The organism is Sivoneniella epilithica UHCC 1019 (genome assembly GCF_040830845.1).
Taxonomy (GTDB): domain Bacteria; phylum Cyanobacteriota; class Cyanobacteriia; order Leptolyngbyales; family Leptolyngbyaceae; genus ULC077BIN1.
In genome coordinates, this window is the sequence record NZ_JBFPDP010000009.1 from 1 (window position 1) to 25,587 (window position 25,587).

Consider the following 25,587-nt stretch of genomic DNA (forward strand, 5'->3'; position numbering starts at 1 on the left):
TTCAATTTGGTTGCTACTTCACTACCTCAAATTTGGTGATGTGCCTGTCCCTCAGTAAATCATATTCTCATTCAGCAACGCCCTAAATCGCTTCATGAAAAGGTCGCTTGCAATTCGCTTTGGATACAAAAATAAGGATCAGTCGCCCATCTCTTTTGTCGTTTTATGAACTGAGTTGCTTGAGTTGCGATCGATTTGGGCAATCTGAACCTATTCAAGCAATTTCAATCATAGTTATCGGGAATAGTATCGAGGTATGTCACAATGCCTCAGCATTCCTGATACCATTCAAAAAACTCAGTGCATCGCACTCAACTAGAGTGGGGAAAATGCCATGCGGCACGGACAAGATCAGATATTTGGACGAGACTATGAGCGTTGCCTGAAAAGTTTAGACTGGGCGATCGCTCAACTCGGTGGCAGCGCAGATCCAGAACAGCTTGCCATTACGGCTGAACTGATCATTCAAACAATGTCAGGACCTTGGCGCTATTTTCACACGTCAGAACACATTTTTGAGGTAGGCGGATCGGGCGATGCGATCGAGATCTTAGCTGCCTTGTTTCACGATTTAGTTTACGTTCAGGTTGATCAAGGAGTCAGCGTTAATATTAGTCGCCGGATTGCGCCTTTTGTCAAAGAGATCGATGGGCAGTTGGTGATCTTAAGCCAATCCCAGCTTTTACCCGATCGCGTGTTTGATATGGTTGCCCAAATCTTTCGATTTGCTCCAGAGCAAACTCTTCAGCCAACCGCCGGACAAAATGAATTTCTGAGCGCTGTGATTGGGGCAAAATGTTTGGAACATGCTTTGCCCATGAGCATCATTGCTGAGGTTGCAGCGTGTATTGAAGCGACGATTCCGTTTCGGTCTAAATCTGAAAGTGGACAAACGGCTGGAGAGCGCCTGTGCGATCGCCTCATAGTCACCAATGAGCAGTTTGGTTTTGGCTGGAGTGAAGCAGATTTGCATACGATTGTGCGACGAGCGGTGCGACTGGCAAACCGAGACGTTGAAAATTTTGCCTATCCTTCTTCAGCCGAATTTCTGGACAACACCTGGAACCTAATGCCAGAAACAAATCATGATCTGATTAGCGCCAATTCTTACACGGTTTCTGGGTATCGCCTGTCGCTCCAAAAAATGGAAGGCTTCATGTATTTTCTTAAACCAGAGGTTGTCTTTCAGCGCTACTTGGATGAGCCTGACTTGCCGACCTACACCACGGCGATTAGGCGCACTCAAAAGAACCTGGAAGTTGCGCGGCTCTACTTGGGTAGTAAATTGCTGTCTATTGCCGTCATCGAAGCACTTTCTCAACGGTTAGGACAAGATATTCCTCTGGCAACCATGATGGGGGAATTGCCGGGTCGTGGTTTGTCTACCGCGCAACTGGAGAATTTTTTACCGACGGTTTCTCGTCCCGTTTTGCCCACAACGCCTTTAGAACAAGAGGTTTTGGAACTGTTAGAAAAAGGACGCAGCAAATCGTCTAGCTATGATGTCAAAAATTCTCCCGTTGCTACTTACATCATTAAATCGTTGGGTTTTTCTGAATCCCAGCAATTACTCATGCAAGCAAAAAACTATTTTAAGCAAAACCTGTCGGGGGAGGATTTTTTGAGCCTGTGCGATCGCACTGTGGTTAACAGCATTGTGCAAGCCGTTTTGAAAGTATTTGAAAGGCGGATTGCGGCAATTGGCAACTTCAACGCCAGCGTCAAAAATTAGCCTCCTCATCTATATGAAAATGATTCACTTGGGTATTCGCTGTACTACTGCCTTTTTGCTTTTTTTGGGAAGCCAGTCGCTGCTCAATCCGCCTGATTCGTTACCCGTTGCTCTGGCTAACTCCAAGCTGGAATTGGCTTTTCAACCTGCCATGCCGACGGTTTCGATTCGGCAACTTCCCCCAGAAGCTCGCCAAACGATTGACTTGATTCAACGCGGCGGTCCTTTTCCCTATCGCAAAGATGGCACCGTTTTTGGCAATCGAGAAAAACGGTTACCCCTGGCAGCCAAGGGCTATTACCGAGAATATACCGTGCCTACGCCCGGTTCTCGCGATCGCGGCGCACGGCGGATTGTGACTGGGTATCAGCGAGAATACTACTACACTCAAAATCACTACCGCAGCTTTGCTAAAGTCAAACTTTAAACGCAGCAAAGGCAGACAGCATGGATGAACTGATTTCAGCATTGCAAGGCGATCGCGCTCCGGGGCTTTATCAAAGTGCAGCAGATTTAGACCTAGAGGAGCTTGGTATCATTTGTCAGGAGCAAGATTTTCAACTGGGATATCTCGATGGTTCCAGCATCACCAACAAAGTAGAATTCCTCAGCGCTTGCGCTACAGCACTACAATTTCCTAGCCATTTTGGGCACAATTGGGATGCGTTAGAAGAGTGCCTCATCGATTTGGAATGGCTGCCTGCGAGTGGCTACCTATTGCTCTACAACCACCCCAACCCCTTTGCCCAAGCTCATCCCAAAGACTGGAAAACCCTAATTGAAGTTTTTCAATCCGCGATCGATGAATGGAACGAAACCGATATCCCGATGTACATAGTATTCAGTGGCGATCGCCCTTTGCTGTCAGCCGTTGAAACGCTGTAGCAAAAATCTGTTGGTCTACCTTTTGGACAGCAAGTACGGCTATGCTCAACTTTCTTAAACGTTTGGCAAGAAAGTGATGCTTTTACAACTATGTATACGGTATACCGTGTTTTTAACCCGTTCCGTATCCTGTAAGACAGAAGATGCCTTGGGGTCTAGACGTAAACTACTGAGCAATAGATGGGTCAGTTTTTCCCTTCCCTGAGAAGGACTGGTTCCTAATGCTCTGATTAGAGGAATGCGTCAATATGTTCAAGTTTTTATCGAAGTGCGGTGTTCTCATCCTGGTAGCCACTTTTTGCATCAGCCTTGTAGTTGGCAATCCAGTTGTTGCTAGAGCCGCAAATTTTGAGGCTGCCCATCTAGTTTTAGTAGGTGATTTTGGCTTTTCTTCCTTACTCGCTGATGTTGCTGAGGCTCCAGTTATGGATGCTCCGACAGAGGCGGTAAAGGAGACGGTTGAGGATGCGGAAGAAGCGGCTAAAGACTTGGCAAAAGCTGAGGCGAAAAAGCTGAAGGAAGCAAAGAAAGCAGCGGAGAAAGCGGAAAAAGCTGAAGCAAAAAAAGCTAAGGAAACAGCAAAAGCTGAAGCAAAAAAAGCTAAGGAAACAGCAAAGGCTGAAGCAAAAAAAGCTAAGGAAGCAGCAAAGGCTGAAGCGAAAAAGCTGAAGGAAGCGAAGAAAGCTGAAGAGATGGCAAAAGCAGCAGGAAAAACTACTGAGGAGCCTGTTTCCGAGTAGTTAGTTTCCGAGTAGTGTTGCGATCGCCCCAGCATTCCATAAACCCTATTGCACCTGAAGAAGAGGGAGCGATGACTGTAGTTTCAAACAAAGGCAGCAACTTTAGCCTCAGTGAGTTTTTAACCAGCGATCGACCTGCGGGTTTCATCCTCAGTTGGGTCGCCGGATTCGTTGATACCTCTGCGTTCATCATTTTGTTTGGCATATTTACGGCTCATGTGACAGGCAACATTGCTTTGGCAGGAGCCTCTTTTGTGAGTGCTGATGAAGGCTCAACCGTCACAAGATTATTAATGTTGCCTGCGTTTATGGTGACTGTTGCCTTAACGTCGCTGTTGGCTCGGTATGCCCGCCAGAGACAATGGTCGGTGTTTGCGGTGTTGCTCACGGCTGAGGCGATCGCCCTAACGGTTTTTTTGATTATTGGCACCACGCTTTCCCCCGCCTTGTTGCTCGATGTGCAAGAGGAATATATTTTGCCCATCGGTATGGCGGGAGTGATTGCCATGGCGATTCAAAATGCTCTGATGAAAGAGTCTCATGGAGTCTTTAAGAGCTACATTCCAACCACTGTAATGACAGGTAATACAACGCAATTAACTATCGACTTAGTGAAGGTTCTCAGTTCTAAACTGTCGCGATCGCCGAGCGAAGGATTGCAACAGGAAGAAGCCGAAGCGTTAGAGCGCATGGGGCGCTTTATTCCCGTAATTACAGGGTTTGCGTTGGGGGGCGCTGCGGCGGCAATTTTTATTCTGCTGTCCGAGACTTGGTGGAGCTTAATCCTACCGCTGATGGCAATTATCATCCTAGCGATCGCGGCTTATGTGCAGCATAGGCGATCGTCTGCGGTTGCCTAGGTTTCTAAAGCTTGGTGACCTATTTATCCAACTACTGTTTTATCCAAATACCATTAGGAGACAATAAATAATGAAACGGCTGTTCATCTTAGTATTGGCTAGTTTGATAGCAGTATCAAATCTTGTGGTTGCTAACAACGCCAGCGCTCAAGCGTTGGTTGCAGAAACTTCTTTGAGTTCTACTTTAGCGGAGCAAGCTAACTCAAACCTACCCTTTATTCAGCAACTAAAAACTCAAGTTTTTCCAAAAATTGAAAATATTCTTACCTCTGAGCAAAGCGATCAATTGGAAGCCACAATATTAAAGGGGGAAACGAGTTTACGCAAAGTATTTAAGTCGATTACCCTGTCTCCTGATCAGAAAACCAAATTGGCAACGGTTCTAAAAACCCTGCCCAAAAGAGACACCTTAGCAGCCCTAACGCCTGAAGAAAAGAAGCAATTTTTCATGAAAAAGAAAGAGGTATTTATGCCCACGGCTGAAAGCATTAACGAGAAAATTAGCGCCAGTATGAAAATGAAAGGAACCTCTTTACCGGAGGGAGTTAGCGAGAAAATTAGCGCAAAAATGAAGAATGCTGAACAGTTTATGCCTACGCCAGAGATGATTGGTGAAAAAATTAACGCTGCGATGAAAATGATACAGGAAAAATTGCCAGACTAATGTTTTTCATAAAATGCTTAAAAATTCAGGAATTATTCAGTGAGTCATGAGGTTGTTTCATGGATTCTTTGACAAATGCTGTAGATTCACAAGCAGTATTGTTGATTGCAGCGATCGCCGTATCCCTATTACTCATTCGATTAATTTTTCGATTCTTAAATGTTGGATTAGGACTCATTTTGGCTATTGTTGCCATTGTTTTAGTGCTGCAATATGGCTTTGGTATTAGTCCAAAAAGTCTATGGTTTGAGATCAGTCATTTACCCCAAGATCTGATTCATCTCGTGAAGAACCTATGAGTTTCTTGACGAACGCTACGGATGTTGCGATCGAACAAGATCTCAAGCAGTTTTTGATCATTCTCCTGATTGCCCTAGGCGCGGCAATTCTGCCCAAAATTTTTGTGGCACTTCGTCAAGTTCCCTACACGCTGCTGTTGGTTTTAGTCGGCTTAGGGTTAGCGATCGTGGATGTTCGCCTGCTAGATCTGTCACCTGGCTTTATTCTCATGGTGTTTCTGCCCCCGCTGCTGTTTGAAGCCGGGTGGACGATGAAATGGACTGAGCTACGCCAACAGATCTTACCCAGCACGTTTTATTCAGTGGGCGGCGTTTTGCTGTCGATCGCGGGAGTCGGGTGGGCGCTCCATCAATTCATGACTGTTCCCTGGATGACTGCCTTACTGGTGGGAGCCTGTTTAGCCGCAACTGATTCGGCGGCGGTCTTAGGCTTATTTCGCGAAGTTGGAGCCGGAAAACGCCTGACCACACTGCTCGAAGGCGAAAGCTTGTTCAACGATGGTGCAGCCGTTGTTGCCTTTGGGGTATTAGTGGAACTTGCAGTTGATCCCCAGCCGTTTCAGCTTTCTACCACGGTTCTCCGGTTTTTCATTGTCACCGGGATCGGGATCGGAGTGGGTGGATTGATTGGGATTTGCGTTGCTCTACTTAGCCAACACTATGAACTAAATTGGGTTGAGCAAAGTTTGACCCTGGTTACGGCGTATGGCACCTATCTTTTAGTCGAAGAACTGGGTGGATCAGGCGTGATTGGGGTTGTGACGGCGGGTTTAGTGATTGGCAACTTTAGCATTCAACCGGGCACTCAACCGATCAAGCGCTCCAGTATGATTGAGTTCTGGGAATTTATTGTATTTTTTGTCAACTCTATTTTGTTTCTGCTCTTGGGCGATCAAATTCATCTACCCAAGCTGGTTCAAAATATTCAAACAACCACAGTCGCTATTGTTGCCATTATTGTGTCACGGGCGATCGCCATTTATGGGTTGACAGCATTACTCACAGGGCTGGCAACTATCAAAATCTCCTGGCAAGAACAAACCCTACTTTGGTGGACAGGGTTACGCGGTTCAGTGGCGATCGCTCTTGCCTTAAGCATTCCAGCTGCCGTCGTTGGGCGCGATGAAATTATCGCCAATTCCTTTGGAGTCGTCTGGTTCACCCTACTCGTCCAAGGGTTGACGGCAAAGTTTCTGCTAGAAAAACTAAAGTTGGTAGAAGATACCTCATTGCAGCAGCAATTTATGCAGTTGATTGCTCGTCGAGAGGCATTGCAGCAAGTATTTGAGCATTTGATTCAAACCCAATCCCAGTCAGCCATTAGCGCCACGCAGCATCAAACGCATCTAGACTTTGTGAACCAGCAGCTACACCAATTACAGCTAGATATTGCCTACCTGCAAGACCAAAATCCCGAACTACAAGCCTTTAGCCTTCAACAACATCAAGCAAAAGTTTTAGCGATCGAATCCCAAACTTATACAAAGTTTGTCCAAGATGGATTACTACAAGACACCTTGCCAACGATTATGCAGAAAGCGTTCGACAATGGATCAGGTTTTTGAGCGATCGCAGGGCAACAAATCGCATAGCAGCAATCAATCTGGATACCAGAACATTCCTTTAATGCCTTCAGGATCAGACATAAAGCCAAGTCTGCGATAAAAATCGACGACCTGCGGATCGGCAAACAGCGTGATATTGCTAATATCTTCGCTGCGTAATTTTTTGATGATGTGCTTCATTAAGGCTTTACCAAACCCTTGACTTTGAAAATCGGGATGCACCACCACATCCCAAATCGTGGCATTGAAGGCATGGTCAGAGGTTGCCCGTGAAAATCCAATTAGACGACGTTGGGTGCCCCGCTGCTCCCACATCGTCACGACTAGAAAGCTATGCTGAATCGCTTTCTTCACTTTTCGCAGAGGGCGACGAGACCACCCTACAGCGCTACAAAGCTCCTCTAACTCGTATAGATCAATCTCTCGATCAGTACTAAAGTAAACGTGAGAGCCGCGATCGCTCGCCCCTTCAACAGATTCCAGCGCGATCGACATAGATTTAGTAGCAGAAGGAGCATCAGCGCTACTGAATAGGCTTTTCCAAAAACCCATGTAAGCGTAGTTAAAGGTTAATAAAAGGTTGATCTCAGTACAGAATAGTATAGCCTTCATCCCCTTTTATCATTGATTCTTCAGCTTTTAAGTCAGGAGTAAGCAAATCAGCCTATAAAAGAGGTAAGGCAAAATAAAAGAGGTAAGGCAAAAAGAGATAAAGCAAAGGCGTAGCCAAGGCTTCTAAATTAGTTTAGAGTGATAGCTTCTCTTCCAAAACCTCTCTATTGCAGCAGTTGCACCAACTTTAGGGTTTTAACTTAAGTAAGTGAGATAAATTTTTAATTATGGCTTTAGGCTTAAAGTCATCCACGGTAGAACTTCTGAAACGTTTTAATCGAGCGTTTCCCCAGTTTTATGAGCAGTTTGTGAGCAGCGAAATCCAACTGCAAAACTTACGGTTAGCGTATCAGCTTTACAAAACTAAACAAGCTGTTATCGAACTCAAACCCGAAGGCAGTAAAAGCGCCCTGCATTTTGCTTATCGGAATCAATCTTTTTTGCTCAGCGACATTTTTGGCGTATTGGCCGCCTATGGCTTAACGATTCACAGTTTGAGCCTATACGGGCAGATCTATCCACCGATGTTAGTCTTTGTCAAGCTAATCGTGTCTCGGAGCGGCAAAGCATTAACTGAAAAAACTGCTGAAAACGTTTGCAGAGCCGTTCGAGAAGCGCTAGCGGGTCGGTTTGAAGTGGAAGAAATGCTCGCAGTTGAATTTAATTTAGATGCGGGCTTGGAGCAAGTAGAAACCGAATTTTACGTCGATCCCGTGTTTCATTTGCCAGCGCTGCTGATTGAGGCGGATAACCAACCTGGGCTGTTTTACAAGGTTATGTATGCCATTTGGCAAGAAGACTTGATGGTTGTCAATGCTAATTTGCTCGTGTGGCGCGGGAGAACTCGCTTGATTCTTTATCTGCTGGGACCGAACGAAAGCATTATCCCAGAGTATTTGGGGCAGAAAATTGCCGAAGGAGTGCGGCAGCGGCTTTTGGGCAGGCGATTTTAGGAGGTGATTTTAGGGAGTGTAAAGCTGGCTGACGTGGGCGATCGCCATTCGGGAGAGAACGCCTAAGCTTAACGGCGATCGCTCTCCTTGGTTAAAGTGTTCGGCAGCGGCACAGGCAATCATGGCGGCGTTATCGGTACAGAATTCCAGCGGCGGAAACAAAACTCGCAGATTGTGTTTGGCAGCAGCAGCTTGAAGATGGTGGCGCAATCCGCTATTTGCTGCCACTCCACCGCCCACGGCGATCGTGTCTAATCCACAATCCAAGGCACAGGCGATCGCCCGTTTAGTTAACGCTTTTGCCACCGTCTCCTGAAAACTTGCCGCTAAATCTTCCACAGGCAAATCAGGCGATTCTTTTTGGAGCTTTTGAGTCAGGCGCAGAACGGCGGTTTTTAAGCCACTAAAGCTAGAGTCATAGCGGTGAAAGCCTCCCTCTGGCAACGAAATTTGACCTTCTGGCAGGGGAAATGCCTTGGGGTTGCCCTTGGTTGCGAGGCGATCGAGAATTGGACCGCCAGGATAGCCAAGATTCATCAGCCGCGCCACCTTATCAAACGCTTCTCCAGCAGCATCGTCGCGAGTTTGCCCCAGAGTTTCGTAGTCTCCACAAGCTTTCACTAAGATGAGGCTAGTGTGCCCACCGGAAACCAGCAGACAGACAAAAGGCGGCTCTAAATCAGGGCTGCTGAGATAGGAAGCGTAAATATGCCCTTCCAGATGATGCACCCCTAGAAAAGGCTTTTGATGGACGATCGCCAACGTTTTTGCGGCAGTCACTCCCACCAGTAGCGCGCCCACCAATCCAGGCGTACAGGTAGCGGCAACTGCATCAATATCTGACCAGTTAAGCTGGGCAGAGGAGAGCGCTTGGGCGATCGCCGGGTTCAGTAACTCCACATGTTGACGCGAGGCAACTTCCGGCACCACACCGCCATAGGGTTGATGAGTCTCAATTTGAGACGATACAATACTACTCAAAATGTTGCGATCGTTGACGATCGCAACGGCTGTTTCGTCACAACTTGTTTCAATTGCTAAAATGGTCGCCATTTGCTGGTAATTTCTTGAAGAAATAAGCTATTTTTTGAGCTTAAACTTGGACGAATACGCTCACGCGCTTAAGTGTTAAACAGCTTAATGTTGAACAGTCTAGCGAACATAGCCCTACAAACGTCCAGTCTCATTTTGTTAAAACAACGTTCACTCTTGTAACGAAGGGAAACAATTCCATGCGCCGATTGTTTGCTCTCATGCTTGCGGTTACCCTCTGGTTCGGATTCACTCCGTCTCAGCCCGCTTATGCTTTTAATTTGACTCCTTGCAGCGAAAGCGCCGCCTTCGCCCAACGTGCCAAAGACTCGATCAGCCCTACAGCCGCTCGACGCTTCGATGCCTATGCGAAGTCTGGAGTCATGTGTGGTGAAGACGGTCTGCCTCACCTGATTGTGGATGGCAGCCTGGATCATGCTGGTGAGTTTTTGATCCCTAGCATTCTATTTCTGTATATTGCAGGCTGGATTGGCTGGGTCGGACGGGCATATCTCCAAGCAGCCAAGAAAAGTGGCTCGCCTGAAGAGAAGGAAATCATTATTGATGTTCCTGTTGCTATCAAGTTCGCGCTTTCTGGTTTTGCGTGGCCCCTAATGGCTTTGAAGGAATTCACCACCGGGGAATTGACCGCTAAGGACAATGAAATTACTGTTTCACCCCGCTAAAATCCCTCACCCTGTTTATTCTTAGGAGAACTCTTCATGAAATATTTTTTGAAGTATCTGTCTACTGCTCCGGTGATTGCCACCGTTTGGATGGTGATTACGGCTGGCATTTTGATTGAATTCAATCGCTTCTTCCCTGATTTGCTGTTCCATCCTTTGCCGTAGGGTAAGAATTTGTTATTCAGTGGCTAAAGAGGGCGATCGCACTAGTGCGATCGCCCTCTCTGTGTTTTGGCATCGTATCTTAGGATCAAATTTTTCGCGATCGCATCAAAGCCGCAATTAACAGCCGCTACACTTTACCTGCATAACGTGTTATCACACTTCCATTCCACTGAATCTTCCCATAGCGTATATAGCTGTTGTCTAAAGAATTGGTACCACTCTCCATCGTAGGAATGAAAAACAAGCTTTGGCATATCGCCCTCAGATTTGATGCTGTACTGCTCCATGTAAATCACTCCTTCAGGTGTCTCAGGATCTACTGCGTAGTAGCCAAATGGATACATTATCCCTGAAGTTTTAATCTGGAGGTTTCTCGCCCTCTTTTCGTTTTTTGTCAGATAGCAGAGTTCATGAAGTACTGCATGAATCTTTTAATTATAAATTTCCGGCGTTGCTGAATCTAGATATGAAATTCGTAGGGGCAATCCCTTGTGGTTGCCCTTATCCCAGCAAGGGTAGGCACAAGGCGTTCCCCCTACCAATGAAAATCATGTCTGCATTCAGCAATGCCAAATTTCCTCTGTTCTTTGCGGTCTGTAGTCTCGCCTTGCAGCCATACGACTTGCTTCACTATCCGGCTTAAGAACAAGAATCCTCACTTTACCCTGTCTCCGTAACTTATCTCTGATCTTTGGAAGGTAGGTATTTAACAGTGCGTTCTAAAGTAAAACCCACAATCCAAAGCTCATTAGCCCTCTCTATATCTTCTTAAAATGTTTCAGGATACGTCTTAAGGAGTAAGGCGTTAGCTTTTTTTTGGTTTTCCCGAATAATTTGTTCTGTTGCACGACGACTCTCCATTTGTCCGTAAGCTAGTAAGGCAAGTAACGCCAAGGTAACTTCGTTAAGCCAATCTTGCTGAGATAAATTGAAGATGTCTATGGTTATGATGACCAGAGTCAAGAAAATGATGATGTATGACTCAACATATTTTCCCTGCTTCAAATCAGTGAGAGTGCGCCTAATTACCTCAATCATGTTTTTACGTTTTTGCTAAGTTGCAAGTAAAAATACAAATACTAATAATCAACATTTTCTAAACCAAGGATTCCCACAATTAGTACTTGCAATTCACATAAAAAATCCTAACTAAATGCGTTACTCATCTTCCTCTTGAGCCTGTTTCTAGCATTATTTAAATTCCTAGGCGCTGGTAGATTTGATCGAGATTGCGGAGGTGATGTAGTGGGTCGAAACAGGCTGTGATGTCTTCGGGCGTGAGCAGTGCCGTTACGCGCGGATCTTGCTCGATTTGGGCGCGGAAGTTGCCATCGGGTTTATTCCAGGCAGTGTGAGCGCAGGATTGGGCGATCGCGTAGGCTTCTTCTCGCTTCATGCCTTTTTCCACCAGGGTTAACATCACTCGCTGGCTGAACACCACGCCGCCGTAGATGTTTAGGTTCCGACTCATGTTGTCGGGGTAGACCAGCAGACTTTTCACCAAATCCGTGGTTTCCACCAGCATGAAGTGAGTCAGAATGCAGGCATCGGGCAGAGCAACGCGCTCCACAGAACTGTGGGAAATATCCCGCTCGTGCCACAACGCCACATTTTCCAGTGCAGCCACCGCATACCCGCGCACCAATCGTGCCATGCCGGTCAGCCGCTCCGAGCGAATCGGATTGCGCTTGTGGGGCATGGCAGAGGAGCCTTTTTGCCCTTTCGAGAAAAACTCTTCTACTTCCAAAACATCAGTACGTTGCAGGTTACGGATTTCGACGGCGATACGTTCAATTGAGGCAGTCAGCAATGCCAGATGATTGAAAAAATTAGCATGGCGATCGCGGGATACGACCTGAGTAGAGGCACAATCGGGTTGCAGCCCCAATTTTTGGCAGGTGAGCGCTTCAATTTGCGGGTCAACATTGGCATAGGTGCCGACTGCACCAGAGATTTTGCCCACGGCGATGTCATTATGCAAATAGGAGAGGCGATCGCGATGACGCAACATTTCTGCCAGCCAACCCGCCAACTTAAAGCCAAACGTGATCGGTTCCGCGTGAATCCCGTGCGATCGCCCAATCATCACCGTATCGCGATGCTGCTGCGCCTGAAACCGAATCGCCTGAATCACGGATTCAAGCTGCGTCAAAATCACATCCAGGCTAGCCACCATTTGCAGTGCCAGCGCCGTATCCAACATATCCGAACTGGTCATGCCCAAGTGAATGTAGCGACCCACATCGCCCACATGTTCATTCACATTCGTTAGAAAAGCAATCACATCATGCTTAACTTCTTTTTCAATCTCCAGCACTCGCTGCGGATCAAACTTCGCCTTCGCCTTAATTTCTGCCACCGCTTCTGCTGGAATGTAGCCCAGATCTGCCTGAGCCTCGCATACCGCGATCTCCACATCCAGCCAGGTTTTCAGCTTGTAATCGTCCGTCCACAGGTTGCCCATCGCGGGCAGAGTATAGCGCTCAATCAAGGTTCGTGTCGCACAATACAACCGTCATATTCTACTGTAAGACCGTATTCTGTGCGCTTTATCTGAGCAACCGCGATCGCTCAATGCCTGAATCCAAAAATGCGATCGCCCTCATCATGGCACTAGATGATCGGAATGCAGCTTATCACGTTGCCAAGAAAGGGGATTGGTCTCAATATAGTCTCGAATATTTTGTAATGCCATCTCATCTCGAATGATATGTTCATAGTAATTGCGTTGCCAAACCGGAACACCTGCCATCCGCCGAATTCGATTGATCCGACGGGTTGTCACCGATTTGAAATTAAGCGCGATTCGTGAAACGATCCCTACGGGAATCGCCCCCAAAGACCCCGACCGTAGGGGCGCGGCATTCGGCAAACAGACATCGCAATTCACCCCTATTTTTGCTCCGAATGCCACGCCCGCATTTGATTTGGTGGCATTGGGCAATGCATCCCCGGTTCCGAATGCCACGCCCGCATTCGATTCGGTGGCATTAGGCAATGCATCCCCGGTTCCGAATGCCACGCCCGCATTTGATTCGGTGGCATTGGGCAATACATCCCCGGTTGTCGGACAAAATCCCTGCCCACGCGGATTCAATTGGGTGGGATTGGGCGTGGCATTGGGGATTGCATCCCCGGTTGTGTGGCAGATTTCTTGACCACGCGGATTCAATTGGGTGGGATTGGGCGTGGCATTGGGGATTGCATCCCCGGTTGTGTGGCAGATTTCTTGACCCAATGCCGCGCCCCTACGATCGCATAAAATCAAAATCCCGTGGATGTGGTTGGGCATGACGACAAATGCATCCAATTCCACATTCAAAAAATGGTGGGGTAGTCGTTGCCAAGAGGCAGAAACGATTTGCCCAAGCTGGTTTAGGTGCATTGTGCCATCGGCAATTTCACCAAACAAGCAATCTCGCTGGTGGGTGCAAATTGTGATGAAATAGGCACCGGGCGAGGAATAGTCATATCCCTTGAGGCGAATAGAACGCCTATGATGTTTTGCAGGGTTATATGCCATTGCTATTGCGAAAACATTCTCTATCAGAATTCCCAAATTGGAACACGCGATCGCGTTTCTGATTAGAAAAAGGGCGATCGCTTCAAAAATTCTTAAGTGTTAAAATCCTCTTACTTTGAATCTACAAAAATAATGGAAACATTTACTCTAACTGGCGCAATAGAAACAGATGGTCATCTTCGGCTAGATGTCTCTACTCAACTTCCCCCAGGACAAGTAGAATTAGTGCTAGTTATCCATCCTAAGTTTCAAGATAAAAAGCCTAAATGCTACGATTTTTCTAACCTGACTGGCAAACTCAATTGGCGGGGAGACGCTGTTGCAGAACAAAGAGCGATCCGAAATGAATGGTAGCCGCTATCTATTGGATACCAACGCAATTATCGCTTTACTTCAAGGAAATCAACAGGTAAGTGGGTCTCTTCAAAACGCTGAGTGGATTGGTATTTCTCTCATCAGCCAACTTGAGTTTCTAGCATTTACACGCTTAACAGATGAGGATAGACAACTGTTTGAACAATTTCTACAACAGATTGAAGTAATTGGTTTATCGGCAGAGCAAAACAATTTAATTACTCAAATTGTTCAAGTACGCCAGCAATATCGTTTGCCACTTCCTGATGCAATTATTGTCGCCACAGCCATTCAAATGAACGCAAATTTGGTAACTGCTGATCAAAAGCTCCATGAAATTCAAGCAGTTACAAGCATCAACTTTACTTAGGGCGATCGCGTTTCTGATTAGAAAAAATGCGATCGCGCTTCCAATTAATTCACACGATTGCTCAATATTTGAACTCGAAAATGCGATCGCGTTTCTGATTAGAAAAAGGGCGATCGCTTAATGTTTGAATTTGGAAATGAGATCGCGGTTTTAGCTGAGCAAAAGGGGTACACTCTTTGGAAGAGTAGCAAGTAGAAAGCGCTGGATATGTAAAGTGCAAGCAGCGATTATCCTTTCCTACAACAAATCCATCAATACTTCAAGGAAACATCTCGATATCAACAACGTAGTAGTATTTCTTCGAGGATTTCCGTAATTCTGTTTAGAAGTTCATTACGGCTTGCCTCAGATAATGAAATTTCTTGATTAGATGTTTCTATCAATTCAATGCCTACTTTAGCAAGATTAATTCCAATCTGTTGAATAGCTCGATAGTCTAATGTGCTGCCATCTCTTTTTTTTACCAAAAGGAGTTCAAGAAGCGGGATACTAATCTGCTCTTTAATTTCACTTTTAGTCAAATCATCAATAATCTGAGGTTTAATCTCCTCATACTCTCTGTTATCGTTTTGTTCAAGATTTTCCTTCTTTGGATGAATGCGCTCAGTTCTAATAAATCTGAATCCATTACCAACCGTATCCCCAGTGTTACAAGGTTCCCCAATGTCGCCCATAATTAAACCCCTAACTATACAAAATATCTACCAAACAATAATAAGTGAAATACTCGTGCTTTGAGCTATTTTTTGCAAATAGTCAGAATATTGCTTCTAGTCTTTTCTTCTCTACGTATATACTTCTCTAATTGATTGCAGCTTTGAGTTAACATGTTTTCCACATTCTTGTTGTCATAAATTCGCTTATTTTGAGAAACTGCCCACACCCTAATAAAACCGCTCGTATCACCTGATACCATAACTTCACCACTGTTTCTTGATGATAAGAACTTACTGTTCACCATAAAAGCAACTTGGGAGATGGAGCCATCTCCCACTTGAAGCATTTCAATTGATTTGTCTGCTATCTCTTGATGGCTTTTCCATTTCAGTAAGGCTTCGTCAATGCTCCATATTTTGACATTTCCACCTCTATCAAGAGAAGCAAGTTTTTTGCCATCAAAACTGAACTCTACATACCGTAATGAGTCACCGGAGTCTCTAATTTTAGCGAGTAGATCTCCATTTATATTTCTAATACTTATATTGTTCAATTCATCATGTAAAGCAATCATCTTACCATCGTGGTCAAATCTTACTGTACCAGTCTCAAGAATGCTTTTCCCAATATATTTCGGCTTACTATTTTCCTGAGATAAGTCAAAGAGTATCAAGTCATAACCTTTATTTCCTGTAGAAATAAGGAATGTTTTTATAATTGGATGAAAATCCAATTTATAAATCCTGAAGGATTTTCCAGGCTCTAATTTTTTCTCTTGAATTGTCCTAGTGATTGTCGATTTTTTCAGATTCCAGATAACTATACCGCGATTATTTCCAGAAGCAGCGATCTCCTTTCCATCACTACTAAAATCTACGTCAAAAGCGTAATCACCATAGTTAAATTGATGGACGAGATTTCCTTGACGGCTCCAGACTTTTACCGTTTTATCAACACTAGTAGAGGCAAATAATTGATTATTTGAGCTAAATCGCATTCCTCGGATGAGGTTGTCATGTGCTGGAATAAGTGGTGTTAAATTATCTTTCTCTACATCCCAAATTCTAATTTTTTTATCTATGCCTCCGGTTACAATTAATTTCCCATCAGAGCTAATGGCTAGACTTGTAATCTTGCCTTGATGAGCTTGAATTCTATCTATCTCTCGCACTTGAGATAGGACTGCTCGAATCTTTTGGATTTCAGTCTCAGCTACGCCATTTGCTTCTTTGATTTTTGCTAATGCTTCGACGCTAATAATCATTGCTTCTAGCTCATCATGACTGGCTAAACGTTGCTGGGCTTTTTCAATCAACGATCTGATGGCATACGTCTTTTCGCTTCCAATTTGCTGCTGCTGTATTTGTACAAAGGCTCCAGAACTTAGCGTTAAAGCTGTTAAAATCCCAGCAGCGATCGCAAATCTTTTTCCACGTTTTTCCGCTTTAACTCTGCCCAAAGCTTCTTTTTCTCGTCTTTCAGCTTCAATTTTTTCGCCAATTTCCGCGATCGCTCTTCCCTCTGCCTCTTCTCTCAACCTGCGTTCTTGAGTTACTTGGGCTTGCAGTTCGCGATCGCGTTTCTCAATACTTTGATTCAAAAACTCGGTTTCGAGATGAGTGAGTCTTGGCTGTTCTTTTGCCACCCATTCTTGAATTGCTGCCAGCCGACCCGTGGATAGGAGAAAATCTTCTGATTGATTTTTCTGCCGCCACTCATGGCAATCGCTTTCCAGGCGGCGGCTGAGGCGGATGGTTTCGCGGTCTTCTTCGATCCAGTTTTTCAGCAGCGTCCATTGCGATAGCAGCGCTTCATGGGCGACTTCGACGGTTTTTTCGTCGGTGACGATTAGCCGTTCATGGGTTAGCTGTTCAATAATGCGGCTCAGTTGGGCAGGCGATCGCGTCTCTCGCAGCTTTTCCCAGCTTGCCTTACGGCGGGTCACCTCTTGTCCTTCGCCTAGTTGCACCAACTCCATGAATAGTTGCCGCACAAAAGCTTGATCATCAGGATGCAAATTGCGGTAAAGCTGGTCAGCGCGTTGTTGCAATGCACCCTGTACGCCGCCGATTTGGGTATAGCCTGCTTCAGTCAGCACAGCCGCATCGGGTTTGATGCACACTTCCCATAGCTTGGTTAGGGCATACTGCAACAGCGGCAAAGCACCGGGTTCATTCCCCACATCGGCAATCATCAGAGGCACCAGCCCTGCTTGAAACGTAACCTCATGTTGTCTCGCCGGACACTCGATCGCCGCTGCCATTTCGCTACTCGACAGATGAGTCACCATGTAGGTCGTCAGTTCATTCTCCCGGTTGATCAGCGCCGCCGATTCAGGGATTTTAGCGCAGCGATCCAAAAAGTCGCCCCGGATCGCAATGATCAGCCGCTTCAGGTGATCCATCCGACTCACTGACTCTCCAATTAAGTGAATGAATTCCCGCTGCTGGGCTTCATCTTCACACAGGGTGAACAACTCCTCGAACTGGTCAATAAACAGCACAAACGGTTTGGGCGGCTGATTCAATAAGTCACGCAAAACAGTCAGCGGTTGCGCCGTGGGAGTAATGACTTTTGTATCCCAAGTGCCGCCGCCAAAAACTGGGTCGTGCTGGATCGCTGGCAGCAGTCCCGCCTTAATCAACGAAGACTTACCACAGCCAGAGGGACCAAAAACGGTCAGCACTCGACAATTGAGTAATCGCGCCTGCAATGCCCGGACTGCCTGTTCCCGACCATAAAAATACTGGGCGGTGGCGCTATCAAAGGAGGCTAGACCAATGTAAGGATTATGCAGATTCAGTTCTGGCGTAGTAGCGGCTGATTTGATGGCGGGATAGGTGGCGATCGCAATATCATTACCCCAGCCCAAATGCAGCGCTTCCTGTCCCGATCCCTTCAGGCTTTGGGACAGCCGATAAAACAGCAATCCGCTGGTGATCAGTGACTCATCGTCTGGACGGGTGGGCGCAGCCAAAGCCTCCAGCAAGGCACCCGTAAACAGGCTGTGCTGATCGCTGCGTTTCGCACGAGATTCCTCAAAGCTGCGGCAGGCGGTGATGAAATAGTAGTTACGCTGAGTGGAGTTGAATGCGGTCAACGCCCGTTCCATCGGGTCGCGCTCCAGCATATCGCCACTGTGACAACAATCCAGCAGCAACACCAAACTGCTGAGGTTCGATTGCTGGATCAGGCTATTCAGTTCGCCAAAGGGCAAAATGTAAAGCGGCTCCATCGGTTTGCCAGCCTGCCGGATGATCTCTGTGTCGGAAGTTGCCAGAAAGGTTTCTCGATATCCAGTGGTGCTTTCCAGCAGAATGCCGTGCCCCGTGAAATAAATCAGCGCGTCATTATTGTTTGCCTGTTCCAGCAAAAACTGCTTCAGCGCTTGCCGCAGCGCTTCTAGGGTCAGGGTTTCCGTCAGCAGCGTGACTTCAAAACCGCCGTGGTGCCGCAAGCAGTGGGCAACGGCTTGAGCATCCGTGGTAGGTTTGGTCAGGTTTCCGACAGAGCGATGATAGTTGGAGATGCCAATGATGAGGGCGTAGCGCTGAGCCATTGGGTAGAAGCGATGGGGTTATGATTAACCTCATTCAGGCACAGCATTTTTCCGCACGCCGCTAAGATTAATGAAACTTTTCTAAACTCCAGAACCTATGGACTCGCACAAGAACCCAATGGAAGAAGCATATTTGGCATTTGAGGCAGACGGTCAGGTGCATGAAATGACTATCACAGCGAAATCACCCACAAATGATGAGTATGAGCGGTATGGACCGATGGAAGATGCGATCGCCCAAATGGATCGCACCCGGCTGATGATTCGCACCTGCGCGATTCAAGCCGTCAGTGCCTTTCGCAACTTTGGCGCAGCAGACGTGCAGGAAGTCAGCCTTAAATTCGGCGTGAAGTTGGGCGGTAAAGCGGGTGTTCCCTATATCACCGAAGGCTCAGCCGAAAGCAACCTGGAAATCTCTGTGAAATGTACCTTTCCACCCAAAACCGTGCCGCCAACTTTGCCCTCACCCTAGCCCTCTCCCAACGGAGAGGGAACTAGATGGGGTTACCGTCTTCTGCCAAAGCTGCGACTGCGAGAACCGCTGCCAAAGCCAGTTCTGGAAGGCTGACGATAACTAGGGCTATTGCTACGGCGGAGAGTATTGGTGCCAAAGCCTGCCCCTGTAGAGCGATCGCCCCCGGTAGTCCGTCGTTGGCTAGCAGTCGGTGTTCTCAAATTGCCTGTACTGCGTACCGTTTGACGATTGCGAACCGCTGCCGGGGGAGCATTGTAGCGCTGTTGGTAACCGCTAACTGCCTGGTTATAGTTACTGCCATAACCGCCAAAACCACTGATACCACCGGGTTGATACATGGGCGGAACATAATATTGAGGTCTAAACAACATACTGCCGATCGCCTGTCCTGCTAGCGCCCCGGCAAACGGCGACCAAAAACTAGATTCTTGCCGCACCACAACCCGTTCTGTTTGCCCGGTTTGCGGATTGGTTTGCTCCTCCGTCACGTTATGCACATAGTCAATTTTGAAATCTTTTTCAACGTGCATCGAAGCCTGATTGTTTTCCAGTTTCAGGTAGTTCTTTTGTCCTTTTGAGATTTCTTCGTCGGTCAGTTGAGCCATCTGAAGATTGGTCGTGCGATAGGCGGAAGACTCACCTGGCTTGGTGTTCAACAGCATGACAGTATACTCACCATTGGCATCGTTGTAGGTTGCCTGCTGCACGGGATACTGCCCATCGCTCAAGCGATTTTGAGTATCCCTTGCTGTCTGAGCCGTAGGGTTAGTAGATGAACCGCTTGGAGTGGGGCTGCTTCCACAAGCAACCGTTGTTACGGCTAGAGACAAAACCATTGCATAAACAAGAAATCGACGGAGCATGTTCATAGGAAGATAAAGAGTTGGAAGTATAATACAAATTCAAAAAAATGAGGGTTGTGGCAACGGATGAATAGGTTAGGGCCCAAAGATCCTTGGAAATCAAGAAATAGTTGGCTTGACTTTTCCTCGTACTGCTATCCAGGTGAAAGATAAAACCGAGTAGTTCCCATATGTACCGTTTAAGAAAACGCTCTAAGATATTTCCATTTACGGATTCGTTACAACGGAATCAATTCTGGGAAATGCAGCATTAGCTGATCAGAAGTCAACTCATCCCCCAATTGGGCTGGCGAAAAGTGAATCTGCACGGCGCGTAATCGGTCTTGGTAGTGCAAGTTAGTTAATGCTTTCAGCGCTGTTTTGAGCGCACTGATATTAGAAAGGTCGGTTTCTAAAGCAGGCACGTCACCTTCATAAGCAACCGTCAGCATGACAATCAGATTTTGGGTAATGGGCACCGAAAAAACATCATCAGGCGACTCCAAGCCTTCCACTTCAATGCCGCTATGGTAGCGTTGGGCAGAATCGGTAAACAACTCTTCAACAAAGTCGCCCGCTTCTCCTTCATCCCAAAAAACATCCCCTTCGTTTGAAACCGACTGCCAGTAAACATCGTATTGCAACAAGCTTTGGCAAATTTCAGCCAGCCCCTCACCAAACGTTTGAATGTCTCCATCTGCATCTATGGCATGACGCGCAGAACTGTTTAGCACCCCTAGCAAAGGAGCTACTTCCTTGCCAGCCAAATGAAGAAATAGGCGAAAAACGACAAAGCGAGTTTTGCCTGTCATTTGATTAAAGCGATCGCCCAAGGAACCCATTCGACTGCCTCCATCTATGACCAGATAGGTCATCTCATAATCTATAGTCCTACTTTAAATCACTCCCTCAAACAATCTCTAGGAAGATACTCGACAACCAATGGAGAGATTGCCGTATAAGGAAGGCAAGAGGCGAGGGGGGGAGGAAGGGCAAATGGCGAATGACGAGTGACAAATGGCGATTGGTCAGTAACAAACTCAAAACTCAAAACTCAAAACTTAAACCCAACTCTTCGGACTTCGCCGCTATCCGAATCGGGCTAAAAGTCCTAACAGTCGTTTGCTTTTTGGGGTGAGGAGTTTACGGCGATAGGCATCGGCGGCTTTTTTGATGGCTTCTGCTTGGGTGGGATAGGGATGAATGACGGTAGAAAGCTTGCTGAGTCCAATTTTGGCGGTGATGGCGAGGGTGATTTCGCTGATCAAGTCTCCGGCATGGGTGGCAACGATGGTTGCTCCTAAGATTTTGTCGGAGCCGCGTTTGTGCAGAATTTTAATGAAACCTGCGGTTTCGCCATCCGCGATCGCCCGATCGACGGTATCCAGTGGAATGGTGATGGTGTCTACTGCAATCCCATGGGCTTTTGCTTCCTGTTCGTATAACCCAACATGGGCGATTTCGGGGGAGGTATAGGTACACCAAGGCATGATTAAATTGCTTAGCCGCGATCTCCCGATACCGAAGGGAGAAAAGAGGGTATTTTTCACCACAATCCGAGCGGCAGCATCGGCAGCATGGGTAAATTTCCAGTCCATGCAGATGTCACCAGCGGCATAGATGTTGGGGTTAGTGGTTTGCAGGTAGTCATTGACCATCACGCCTTTGTGGGGATCGTAGTTCACGCCCACTTGCTCTAGGTTAAGTCCTTCTACGTTGGGCGATCGCCCGGCTCCGATCAAAATTTCGTCTACAGTGATGTGGTCTGGCTGACCGTTGCGGGTGAAGTGCAGCACTTTGCCAGACTCAGTTTTTTCCACGCGCTCAAGCTGCGAATTGAGTTGAAGCTGAATGCCTTCTTGAACGAAAACTTGCTGAATAATTTCGGCGGCATCCTCATCTTCGCGATCGAGCAAGTGACCGTTTTTATGGAATAGCACAACTTCAGATCCTAACCGCTGAAAAGTTTGCGCTAGTTCACAGCCAATCGGTCCCCCGCCAATGATGGCGAGTCGGGCAGGGCGATCGGTGAGATTAAACACCGTTTCATTGGTTAAAAAGCCTGCTTCCGCTAGTCCGGGAATAGTCGGTTGGCTTGCCCGTGCGCCCGTGGCAATCACGGCTTTTTTGAACTTTAAGATTGCGTCGTCTACTTGAATCGTGTGGCTAGAGTGAAAGTGTCCCTGTCCTAGAAACACGTCCACGCCTAGCTTTTGCAACCGCTGAGCGGAGTCATTCGGGCTGATTTCGGCTCTAATCTGCCGCATCCGTGCCATGACCGCAGGAAAATCTACCTCGACTGCTCCATTCAGCTTCACTCCAAAGCGATCGCACTCTCGCAGTTCAGCCACCATCCGCGAAGAACGAATCATGCATTTAGACGGCACACAACCCACATTCAGGCAATCGCCGCCCATTAGGTGTTTTTCAATTAATGCCACTTTCAAGCCCAAGCCCAAACCAGCGGCACCAGCGGCAACCACCAATCCAGCAGTTCCGGCTCCAATCACCACCAAATCGTATCGCTCAGCCGGAGCCGGATTCACCCAATCCAATGGATGCACTTGACTAATTAGGGTTTGATTATAGTCATCCCAAGGCGAAATTAGGGATTCAGTCTGGAGGGGAACGGTCATCTGTGCTTCCTTTAACACTTTCAGCCAAGGCTTTTTTGGCAATGCGGGTGATGTAAACAGTGACGGTGATCGTGGCAGCTAGCCCAAGGATGCGAATGATCCACTGAGCAATTTGAGCTTCGGCAGTGAGGGATGGCTGAGTAGAAATTGTAGTTAAATCACCCGCCAAAGACCCCAGATAAACATACAGGATGGTTCCTGGCAACATCCCAATGGAACCCAGTATGTAATCTCTAACGGAAACTTGAGTCACGCCAAAGGCATAATTCAGCAGGGTAAATGGAAAAATCGGCGAGAGACGAGTTAGCAGCACAATTTTGAAACCATCTTGGGCAACTGCGGCTGAAATTGCGTTGAACGTGACGTTTCCGGCAATCTTTTTGCTGACCCAATCTTGAGCAACATAGCGACCTAGCAAAAAAGCAACGGTGGCTCCCAAAGTGGCGGCAATGAACACGTAAATGGAACCCCAAACTACGCCATAAATTGCGCCACCACCCAAGGTGAGCAGGGAACCAGGAATAAACAGCACGGTCGCCAAGTTGTAGATCACGATGTAAGCCAATACGCCCACGGCTCCCAAATCTTTGACCCACACCAGGGAGTTTTGTAACGCCGTTTGAATCCATTCAATCAGGTTCATCATAGAATTTCATCAACCAAAACTGTCCCTCCCTCGCAGAAATCGATGCTGAGATGATAATCCTCCAGCAGCGCCGTACCAATTAGCGGACGACGACCCATTGCTAAAACTGGGATGACTCGATGCGCGCCTGAAGCCCAACCACTGTCCCGCTGATCACTCTGCTGTCCTAATTAATGTGCCATCAATAGCGTAGACCGCATCATAGCCAACCCGCGCTATCCAGGTAACAGTGTTAGGTTGTTTGGCTTTCAAGCGGTCATAAGCCACAAGCAAGTCTTTATCGATCGCGTAATCACCTGTGTTGAGGTCAATGGCAATAATTTTGCCATTGTTGTCTGTTGTTTCCACTTGAGTACGCAGACGGTATTGATATAGTTCTTTGCCACGTTGAGCAATTTCTTTACTACTGAGCGTGGGATGAGGCATAAAAACAGTCTCCTCTTCCAGGTTGTTATTTTCTGCCTTTATCGTAAGACAAAGGCACTATCAGTAGATGGTTAGCTTCTCAACAGTACAACTACCCGTCTACTGAAAGCGAACTGCTAACCACCATTAAGGATGCGGTGTTGGGCAGATTTGAGGGCTTGGCGAACCTGGTCAAACCCAGTGCCGCCGTAGCTATTGCGGGCTGCGACCACTTGCCGAGGCGCGATCGCGTCATAAATATCCGCTTCAAATTTGGGATGCAGGGTTTGCCATTCCTCTAAAGTGAGATCCTTCAGCAGTTTGTCTTGAGCCAAGGAGGTTTTCACTACTTTGCCTACCAGGTTATAGGCTTCGCGGAAAGGAACGCCTTTGGTTGCCAAATAGTCTGCTACATCGGTGGCGTTGGAAAAGTCCTCGCTGACGGCTTCTAGCAGGCGATCGCGGCGAAACTCCATGCCTTCTCGCAGCAAAATCGTCATGGCTTCCAGGCAAGACTGCACCGTCAGCACCGCATCAAACAGCGCTTCTTTGTCTTCCTGCAAATCTTTGTTGTATGCCAGCGGCAAGCCTTTCATTAGCACCAGCAGCCCTTGCAAATGTCCAAATACGCGCCCGGTTTTCCCCCGCACCAGTTCTGGCACATCGGGGTTTTTCTTCTGTGGCATAATGCTGGAACCCGTGGAGCAGCTATCTTTCAGGGTGATAAAGCGAAACTCTTCCGATGCCCACAAAATCACTTCTTCAGACAGGCGGCTGAGATGCACCATGATCAGGCTGGAGGCACAGAGAAATTCGATCGCAAAGTCGCGATCGCTGACTCCATCCAAACTATTGGCATAGACACCGCCAAAATTGAGCAACTCCGCCGTGTAGTGGCGATCGATTGGAAAAGTGGTGCCTGCCAGCGCACCTGATCCCAATGGCGACACATTCACCCGCTGATAAATTTCGCCTAAGCGCTGCCAATCACGCTCTGCCATTTCAAAATATGCCAGCAGGTGATGGGCAAGGCTGAGGGGTTGGGCACGTTGCAAATGGGTGTAGCCCGGAATCAAGGTTTCGACATTTTGCTCTGCTAAGGTTAGCAAAACGGTTTGAAACTCCCGCAGTCGCTGCCGAATGGTTTGAATCTGCGATCGCAAATACAGCCGGGTATCGGTGCCGACCTGATCGTTGCGCGATCGCGCAGTATGGAGTTTTTTGCCCACATCGCCCACCAATTCTGTCAGGCGACGCTCGACGGCAAAATGCACGTCTTCCGCTTCAATGCCGGGAGTAAAGTGACCCGCCCGATATTCCTGACGAATTTGCTCCAAACCAGCCACCAATTGTTCGCCCTCGTCCGCCGGGATGATGCCCGTGTGCGCCAGCATTTTGGCATGGGCTTGAGAGCCAGTCAGGTCATATTCGATCAGTTGAATATCAAAGCCGATGCTGGCATTAAATCGGGCGATCGCGGGATGCAGCGCCGACTCAAATCGTTGACTCCAAGTTTCAGGCGAGTTCGTTTCAGCTGGGTTAGAAGCCGATGGGTTAGAAGCAGAGTGTGGCACAGGATTATTCAAAGCAAAAGCTATCCAGATTCAGTGATTTATCTATTGAACCTGATCAACTGACGATCTAAAGTTCACCAACTAACCAAAACTGGTAAATGTTTTCACCATATATCCAAAAACAATCCCTGCAATAAACGCGGCAAGTTGCCCGGTTTTCACAAAGTGATTCCACCAAACGCCAATATCTCTACCGATATCGGTCTGTTTAAGCTGAGCTAGGACTGAAACATCGGAAGGCAAATGCCAGGACATTAGCGGCAGTGAATCGACCCAATGAGTGCTGTTGATCAACAATGATGCTGAGTCTTGAACGATGTGCATTACCATATCTTTTCCTCCTATCGAATCGC

General features: G+C 47.2%; 28 protein-coding genes. 14 read left to right on the forward strand and 14 right to left on the reverse strand.

Going from position 1 to position 25,587, the window contains the following annotated elements:
• Positions 1 to 334 precede the first annotated feature (334 nt).
• The 8 genes from AB3R30_RS07725 (at position 335) to AB3R30_RS07760 (ending at position 6,745) form a co-directional block, all read left to right on the forward strand.
• Positions 335 to 1,732, forward strand: a complete 1,398-nt coding sequence (locus AB3R30_RS07725) for a hypothetical protein (RefSeq protein ID WP_458648586.1) — start codon at positions 335 to 337, stop codon at positions 1,730 to 1,732.
• A gap of 13 nt (positions 1,733 to 1,745) precedes the next feature.
• A complete protein-coding gene (locus AB3R30_RS07730) occupies positions 1,746 to 2,159 on the forward strand; it encodes a guanyl-specific ribonuclease (protein ID WP_458648587.1) in 414 nt (137 codons plus the stop codon).
• Positions 2,160 to 2,179: 20 nt separating this feature from the next.
• On the forward strand, positions 2,180 to 2,617 hold the full coding sequence (locus tag AB3R30_RS07735; protein WP_458648588.1) for a barstar family protein: 438 nt from the start codon (positions 2,180 to 2,182) through the stop codon (positions 2,615 to 2,617).
• A gap of 248 nt (positions 2,618 to 2,865) precedes the next feature.
• Positions 2,866 to 3,357 carry a hypothetical protein gene (locus tag AB3R30_RS07740; protein ID WP_458648589.1) on the forward strand — a complete coding sequence of 164 codons (492 nt, stop codon included), beginning with the start codon at positions 2,866 to 2,868 and terminating at the stop codon, positions 3,355 to 3,357.
• A gap of 71 nt (positions 3,358 to 3,428) precedes the next feature.
• Complete coding sequence (locus AB3R30_RS07745) at positions 3,429 to 4,217, forward strand: YoaK family protein (RefSeq protein ID WP_458648590.1); 789 nt, start codon at positions 3,429 to 3,431, stop codon at positions 4,215 to 4,217.
• Between the two features lie 70 nt (positions 4,218 to 4,287).
• A complete protein-coding gene (locus AB3R30_RS07750) occupies positions 4,288 to 4,881 on the forward strand; it encodes a hypothetical protein (RefSeq protein ID WP_458648591.1) in 594 nt (197 codons plus the stop codon).
• Between the two features lie 59 nt (positions 4,882 to 4,940).
• Positions 4,941 to 5,180, forward strand: a complete 240-nt coding sequence (locus AB3R30_RS07755) for a hypothetical protein (RefSeq protein ID WP_458648592.1) — start codon at positions 4,941 to 4,943, stop codon at positions 5,178 to 5,180.
• The gene (locus tag AB3R30_RS07760) at positions 5,177 to 6,745 is read left to right on the forward strand and encodes a cation:proton antiporter (protein ID WP_458648593.1); all 1,569 of its coding nucleotides are present in this window, start codon (positions 5,177 to 5,179) and stop codon (positions 6,743 to 6,745) included. The genes AB3R30_RS07755 and AB3R30_RS07760 overlap by 4 nt, the downstream gene beginning before the upstream one ends.
• Positions 6,746 to 6,778: 33 nt before the next feature.
• Here the strand turns inward: AB3R30_RS07760 and AB3R30_RS07765 are convergent, their stop codons facing one another.
• Positions 6,779 to 7,297 (reverse strand): GNAT family N-acetyltransferase, encoded by a 519-nt coding sequence (locus AB3R30_RS07765; protein ID WP_458648594.1) that lies wholly within the window; start codon positions 7,295 to 7,297, stop codon positions 6,779 to 6,781.
• A gap of 287 nt (positions 7,298 to 7,584) precedes the next feature.
• Between AB3R30_RS07765 and AB3R30_RS07770 the strand changes: the two genes are divergently transcribed.
• Entirely contained in the window at positions 7,585 to 8,310 is a 726-nt protein-coding gene (locus AB3R30_RS07770; RefSeq protein WP_458648595.1) for an ACT domain-containing protein, read from the forward strand.
• 9 nt (positions 8,311 to 8,319) lie between these two features.
• Here AB3R30_RS07770 and tsaD read toward each other — a convergent pair whose 3' ends face one another.
• Positions 8,320 to 9,363: a tRNA (adenosine(37)-N6)-threonylcarbamoyltransferase complex transferase subunit TsaD gene (gene tsaD, locus AB3R30_RS07775; RefSeq protein ID WP_458648596.1), complete on the reverse strand. Its 1,044-nt coding sequence runs from the start codon at positions 9,361 to 9,363 to the stop codon at positions 8,320 to 8,322.
• 179 nt (positions 9,364 to 9,542) lie between these two features.
• Between tsaD and AB3R30_RS07780 the strand changes: the two genes are divergently transcribed.
• Positions 9,543 to 10,028 (forward strand): Photosystem I reaction center subunit III, encoded by a 486-nt coding sequence (locus AB3R30_RS07780; protein ID WP_458648597.1) that lies wholly within the window; start codon positions 9,543 to 9,545, stop codon positions 10,026 to 10,028.
• 36 nt (positions 10,029 to 10,064) lie between these two features.
• Positions 10,065 to 10,193: a photosystem I reaction center subunit IX gene (gene psaJ / locus AB3R30_RS07785; protein WP_458648598.1), complete on the forward strand. Its 129-nt coding sequence runs from the start codon at positions 10,065 to 10,067 to the stop codon at positions 10,191 to 10,193.
• 768 nt (positions 10,194 to 10,961) lie between these two features.
• On the opposite strand, the gene AB3R30_RS07790 is transcribed toward psaJ, so the two are convergent.
• The 3 genes from AB3R30_RS07790 to AB3R30_RS07800 all read right to left on the reverse strand — a co-directional run bounded on the left by AB3R30_RS07790 (position 10,962) and on the right by AB3R30_RS07800 (position 13,716).
• Positions 10,962 to 11,231 (reverse strand): hypothetical protein, encoded by a 270-nt coding sequence (locus AB3R30_RS07790; RefSeq protein ID WP_458648599.1) that lies wholly within the window; start codon positions 11,229 to 11,231, stop codon positions 10,962 to 10,964.
• Positions 11,232 to 11,388: 157 nt separating this feature from the next.
• Positions 11,389 to 12,684 (reverse strand): adenylosuccinate lyase, encoded by a 1,296-nt coding sequence (gene purB, locus AB3R30_RS07795; protein ID WP_458648600.1) that lies wholly within the window; start codon positions 12,682 to 12,684, stop codon positions 11,389 to 11,391.
• A 114-nt stretch (positions 12,685 to 12,798) separates the two neighbouring features.
• Positions 12,799 to 13,716 carry a transposase gene (locus AB3R30_RS07800; RefSeq protein WP_458648601.1) on the reverse strand — a complete coding sequence of 306 codons (918 nt, stop codon included), beginning with the start codon at positions 13,714 to 13,716 and terminating at the stop codon, positions 12,799 to 12,801.
• 132 nt (positions 13,717 to 13,848) lie between these two features.
• Here AB3R30_RS07800 and AB3R30_RS07805 point away from each other — a divergent pair, with 132 nt between their 5' ends.
• Positions 13,849 to 14,070: a hypothetical protein gene (locus AB3R30_RS07805; protein WP_458648602.1), complete on the forward strand. Its 222-nt coding sequence runs from the start codon at positions 13,849 to 13,851 to the stop codon at positions 14,068 to 14,070.
• Positions 14,060 to 14,440, forward strand: coding sequence for a type II toxin-antitoxin system VapC family toxin (locus AB3R30_RS07810; protein WP_458648603.1), 381 nt, complete (start codon positions 14,060 to 14,062; stop codon positions 14,438 to 14,440). Before AB3R30_RS07805 ends, AB3R30_RS07810 begins: the two co-directional genes overlap by 11 nt.
• Positions 14,441 to 14,718: 278 nt before the next feature.
• Here the strand turns inward: AB3R30_RS07810 and AB3R30_RS07815 are convergent, their stop codons facing one another.
• Positions 14,719 to 15,114, reverse strand: coding sequence for a hypothetical protein (locus tag AB3R30_RS07815; RefSeq protein ID WP_458648604.1), 396 nt, complete (start codon positions 15,112 to 15,114; stop codon positions 14,719 to 14,721).
• A 65-nt stretch (positions 15,115 to 15,179) separates the two neighbouring features.
• Positions 15,180 to 18,656: an nSTAND1 domain-containing NTPase gene (locus AB3R30_RS07820; protein WP_458648605.1), complete on the reverse strand. Its 3,477-nt coding sequence runs from the start codon at positions 18,654 to 18,656 to the stop codon at positions 15,180 to 15,182.
• Positions 18,657 to 18,753: 97 nt separating this feature from the next.
• Between AB3R30_RS07820 and AB3R30_RS07825 the strand changes: the two genes are divergently transcribed.
• Positions 18,754 to 19,128 carry a CU044_2847 family protein gene (locus AB3R30_RS07825; protein WP_458648606.1) on the forward strand — a complete coding sequence of 125 codons (375 nt, stop codon included), beginning with the start codon at positions 18,754 to 18,756 and terminating at the stop codon, positions 19,126 to 19,128.
• Between the two features lie 32 nt (positions 19,129 to 19,160).
• On the opposite strand, the gene AB3R30_RS07830 is transcribed toward AB3R30_RS07825, so the two are convergent.
• The 7 genes from AB3R30_RS07830 to AB3R30_RS07860 all read right to left on the reverse strand — a co-directional run bounded on the left by AB3R30_RS07830 (position 19,161) and on the right by AB3R30_RS07860 (position 25,564).
• Positions 19,161 to 20,000, reverse strand: a complete 840-nt coding sequence (locus AB3R30_RS07830; RefSeq protein ID WP_458648607.1) for a hypothetical protein — start codon at positions 19,998 to 20,000, stop codon at positions 19,161 to 19,163.
• A gap of 212 nt (positions 20,001 to 20,212) precedes the next feature.
• Positions 20,213 to 20,848, reverse strand: a complete 636-nt coding sequence (locus AB3R30_RS07835; RefSeq protein WP_458648608.1) for a DUF1517 domain-containing protein — start codon at positions 20,846 to 20,848, stop codon at positions 20,213 to 20,215.
• A 213-nt stretch (positions 20,849 to 21,061) separates the two neighbouring features.
• Complete coding sequence (locus AB3R30_RS07840; RefSeq protein WP_458648609.1) at positions 21,062 to 22,609, reverse strand: mercuric reductase; 1,548 nt, start codon at positions 22,607 to 22,609, stop codon at positions 21,062 to 21,064.
• Positions 22,587 to 23,255, reverse strand: coding sequence for a TVP38/TMEM64 family protein (locus AB3R30_RS07845; RefSeq protein ID WP_458648610.1), 669 nt, complete (start codon positions 23,253 to 23,255; stop codon positions 22,587 to 22,589). The genes AB3R30_RS07840 and AB3R30_RS07845 overlap by 23 nt, the downstream gene beginning before the upstream one ends.
• 153 nt (positions 23,256 to 23,408) lie before the next feature.
• Positions 23,409 to 23,681 carry a hypothetical protein gene (locus AB3R30_RS07850; RefSeq protein ID WP_458648611.1) on the reverse strand — a complete coding sequence of 91 codons (273 nt, stop codon included), beginning with the start codon at positions 23,679 to 23,681 and terminating at the stop codon, positions 23,409 to 23,411.
• A gap of 116 nt (positions 23,682 to 23,797) precedes the next feature.
• Positions 23,798 to 25,234 (reverse strand): argininosuccinate lyase, encoded by a 1,437-nt coding sequence (gene argH, locus AB3R30_RS07855; RefSeq protein ID WP_458648612.1) that lies wholly within the window; start codon positions 25,232 to 25,234, stop codon positions 23,798 to 23,800.
• Positions 25,235 to 25,315: 81 nt separating this feature from the next.
• Positions 25,316 to 25,564 (reverse strand): hypothetical protein, encoded by a 249-nt coding sequence (locus AB3R30_RS07860; RefSeq protein ID WP_458648613.1) that lies wholly within the window; start codon positions 25,562 to 25,564, stop codon positions 25,316 to 25,318.
• Between the last annotated feature and the right edge of the window lie 23 nt (positions 25,565 to 25,587).

Excerpts from the sequence above, each read along its gene's own strand:
- AB3R30_RS07750 (WP_458648591.1), top strand. The coding sequence starts at position 4,288 with ATGAAACGGCTGTTCATCTTAGTATTGGCTAGTTTGATAGCAGTATCA.
- AB3R30_RS07800 (WP_458648601.1), bottom strand. The coding sequence starts at position 13,716 with ATGGCATATAACCCTGCAAAACATCATAGGCGTTCTATTCGCCTCAAG.
- AB3R30_RS07725 (WP_458648586.1), top strand. The coding sequence starts at position 335 with ATGCGGCACGGACAAGATCAGATATTTGGACGAGACTATGAGCGTTGC.
- AB3R30_RS07730 (WP_458648587.1), top strand. The coding sequence starts at position 1,746 with ATGAAAATGATTCACTTGGGTATTCGCTGTACTACTGCCTTTTTGCTT.
- AB3R30_RS07760 (WP_458648593.1), top strand. The coding sequence starts at position 5,177 with ATGAGTTTCTTGACGAACGCTACGGATGTTGCGATCGAACAAGATCTC.
- AB3R30_RS07780 (WP_458648597.1), top strand. The coding sequence starts at position 9,543 with ATGCGCCGATTGTTTGCTCTCATGCTTGCGGTTACCCTCTGGTTCGGA.
- AB3R30_RS07755 (WP_458648592.1), top strand. The coding sequence starts at position 4,941 with ATGGATTCTTTGACAAATGCTGTAGATTCACAAGCAGTATTGTTGATT.
- tsaD (WP_458648596.1), bottom strand. The coding sequence starts at position 9,363 with ATGGCGACCATTTTAGCAATTGAAACAAGTTGTGACGAAACAGCCGTT.
- AB3R30_RS07770 (WP_458648595.1), top strand. The coding sequence starts at position 7,585 with ATGGCTTTAGGCTTAAAGTCATCCACGGTAGAACTTCTGAAACGTTTT.
- psaJ (WP_458648598.1), top strand. The coding sequence starts at position 10,065 with ATGAAATATTTTTTGAAGTATCTGTCTACTGCTCCGGTGATTGCCACC.
- AB3R30_RS07845 (WP_458648610.1), bottom strand. The coding sequence starts at position 23,255 with ATGATGAACCTGATTGAATGGATTCAAACGGCGTTACAAAACTCCCTG.
- AB3R30_RS07790 (WP_458648599.1), bottom strand. The coding sequence starts at position 11,231 with ATGATTGAGGTAATTAGGCGCACTCTCACTGATTTGAAGCAGGGAAAA.
- AB3R30_RS07835 (WP_458648608.1), bottom strand. The coding sequence starts at position 20,848 with ATGACCTATCTGGTCATAGATGGAGGCAGTCGAATGGGTTCCTTGGGC.
- AB3R30_RS07860 (WP_458648613.1), bottom strand. The coding sequence starts at position 25,564 with ATGGTAATGCACATCGTTCAAGACTCAGCATCATTGTTGATCAACAGC.
- AB3R30_RS07765 (WP_458648594.1), bottom strand. The coding sequence starts at position 7,297 with ATGGGTTTTTGGAAAAGCCTATTCAGTAGCGCTGATGCTCCTTCTGCT.
- AB3R30_RS07745 (WP_458648590.1), top strand. The coding sequence starts at position 3,429 with ATGACTGTAGTTTCAAACAAAGGCAGCAACTTTAGCCTCAGTGAGTTT.
- AB3R30_RS07840 (WP_458648609.1), bottom strand. The coding sequence starts at position 22,609 with ATGACCGTTCCCCTCCAGACTGAATCCCTAATTTCGCCTTGGGATGAC.
- AB3R30_RS07735 (WP_458648588.1), top strand. The coding sequence starts at position 2,180 with ATGGATGAACTGATTTCAGCATTGCAAGGCGATCGCGCTCCGGGGCTT.
- AB3R30_RS07820 (WP_458648605.1), bottom strand. The coding sequence starts at position 18,656 with ATGGCTCAGCGCTACGCCCTCATCATTGGCATCTCCAACTATCATCGC.
- AB3R30_RS07740 (WP_458648589.1), top strand. The coding sequence starts at position 2,866 with ATGTTCAAGTTTTTATCGAAGTGCGGTGTTCTCATCCTGGTAGCCACT.
- AB3R30_RS07850 (WP_458648611.1), bottom strand. The coding sequence starts at position 23,681 with ATGCCTCATCCCACGCTCAGTAGTAAAGAAATTGCTCAACGTGGCAAA.
- AB3R30_RS07805 (WP_458648602.1), top strand. The coding sequence starts at position 13,849 with ATGGAAACATTTACTCTAACTGGCGCAATAGAAACAGATGGTCATCTT.
- AB3R30_RS07830 (WP_458648607.1), bottom strand. The coding sequence starts at position 20,000 with ATGAACATGCTCCGTCGATTTCTTGTTTATGCAATGGTTTTGTCTCTA.
- AB3R30_RS07815 (WP_458648604.1), bottom strand. The coding sequence starts at position 15,114 with ATGGGCGACATTGGGGAACCTTGTAACACTGGGGATACGGTTGGTAAT.
- AB3R30_RS07810 (WP_458648603.1), top strand. The coding sequence starts at position 14,060 with ATGAATGGTAGCCGCTATCTATTGGATACCAACGCAATTATCGCTTTA.
- AB3R30_RS07825 (WP_458648606.1), top strand. The coding sequence starts at position 18,754 with ATGGACTCGCACAAGAACCCAATGGAAGAAGCATATTTGGCATTTGAG.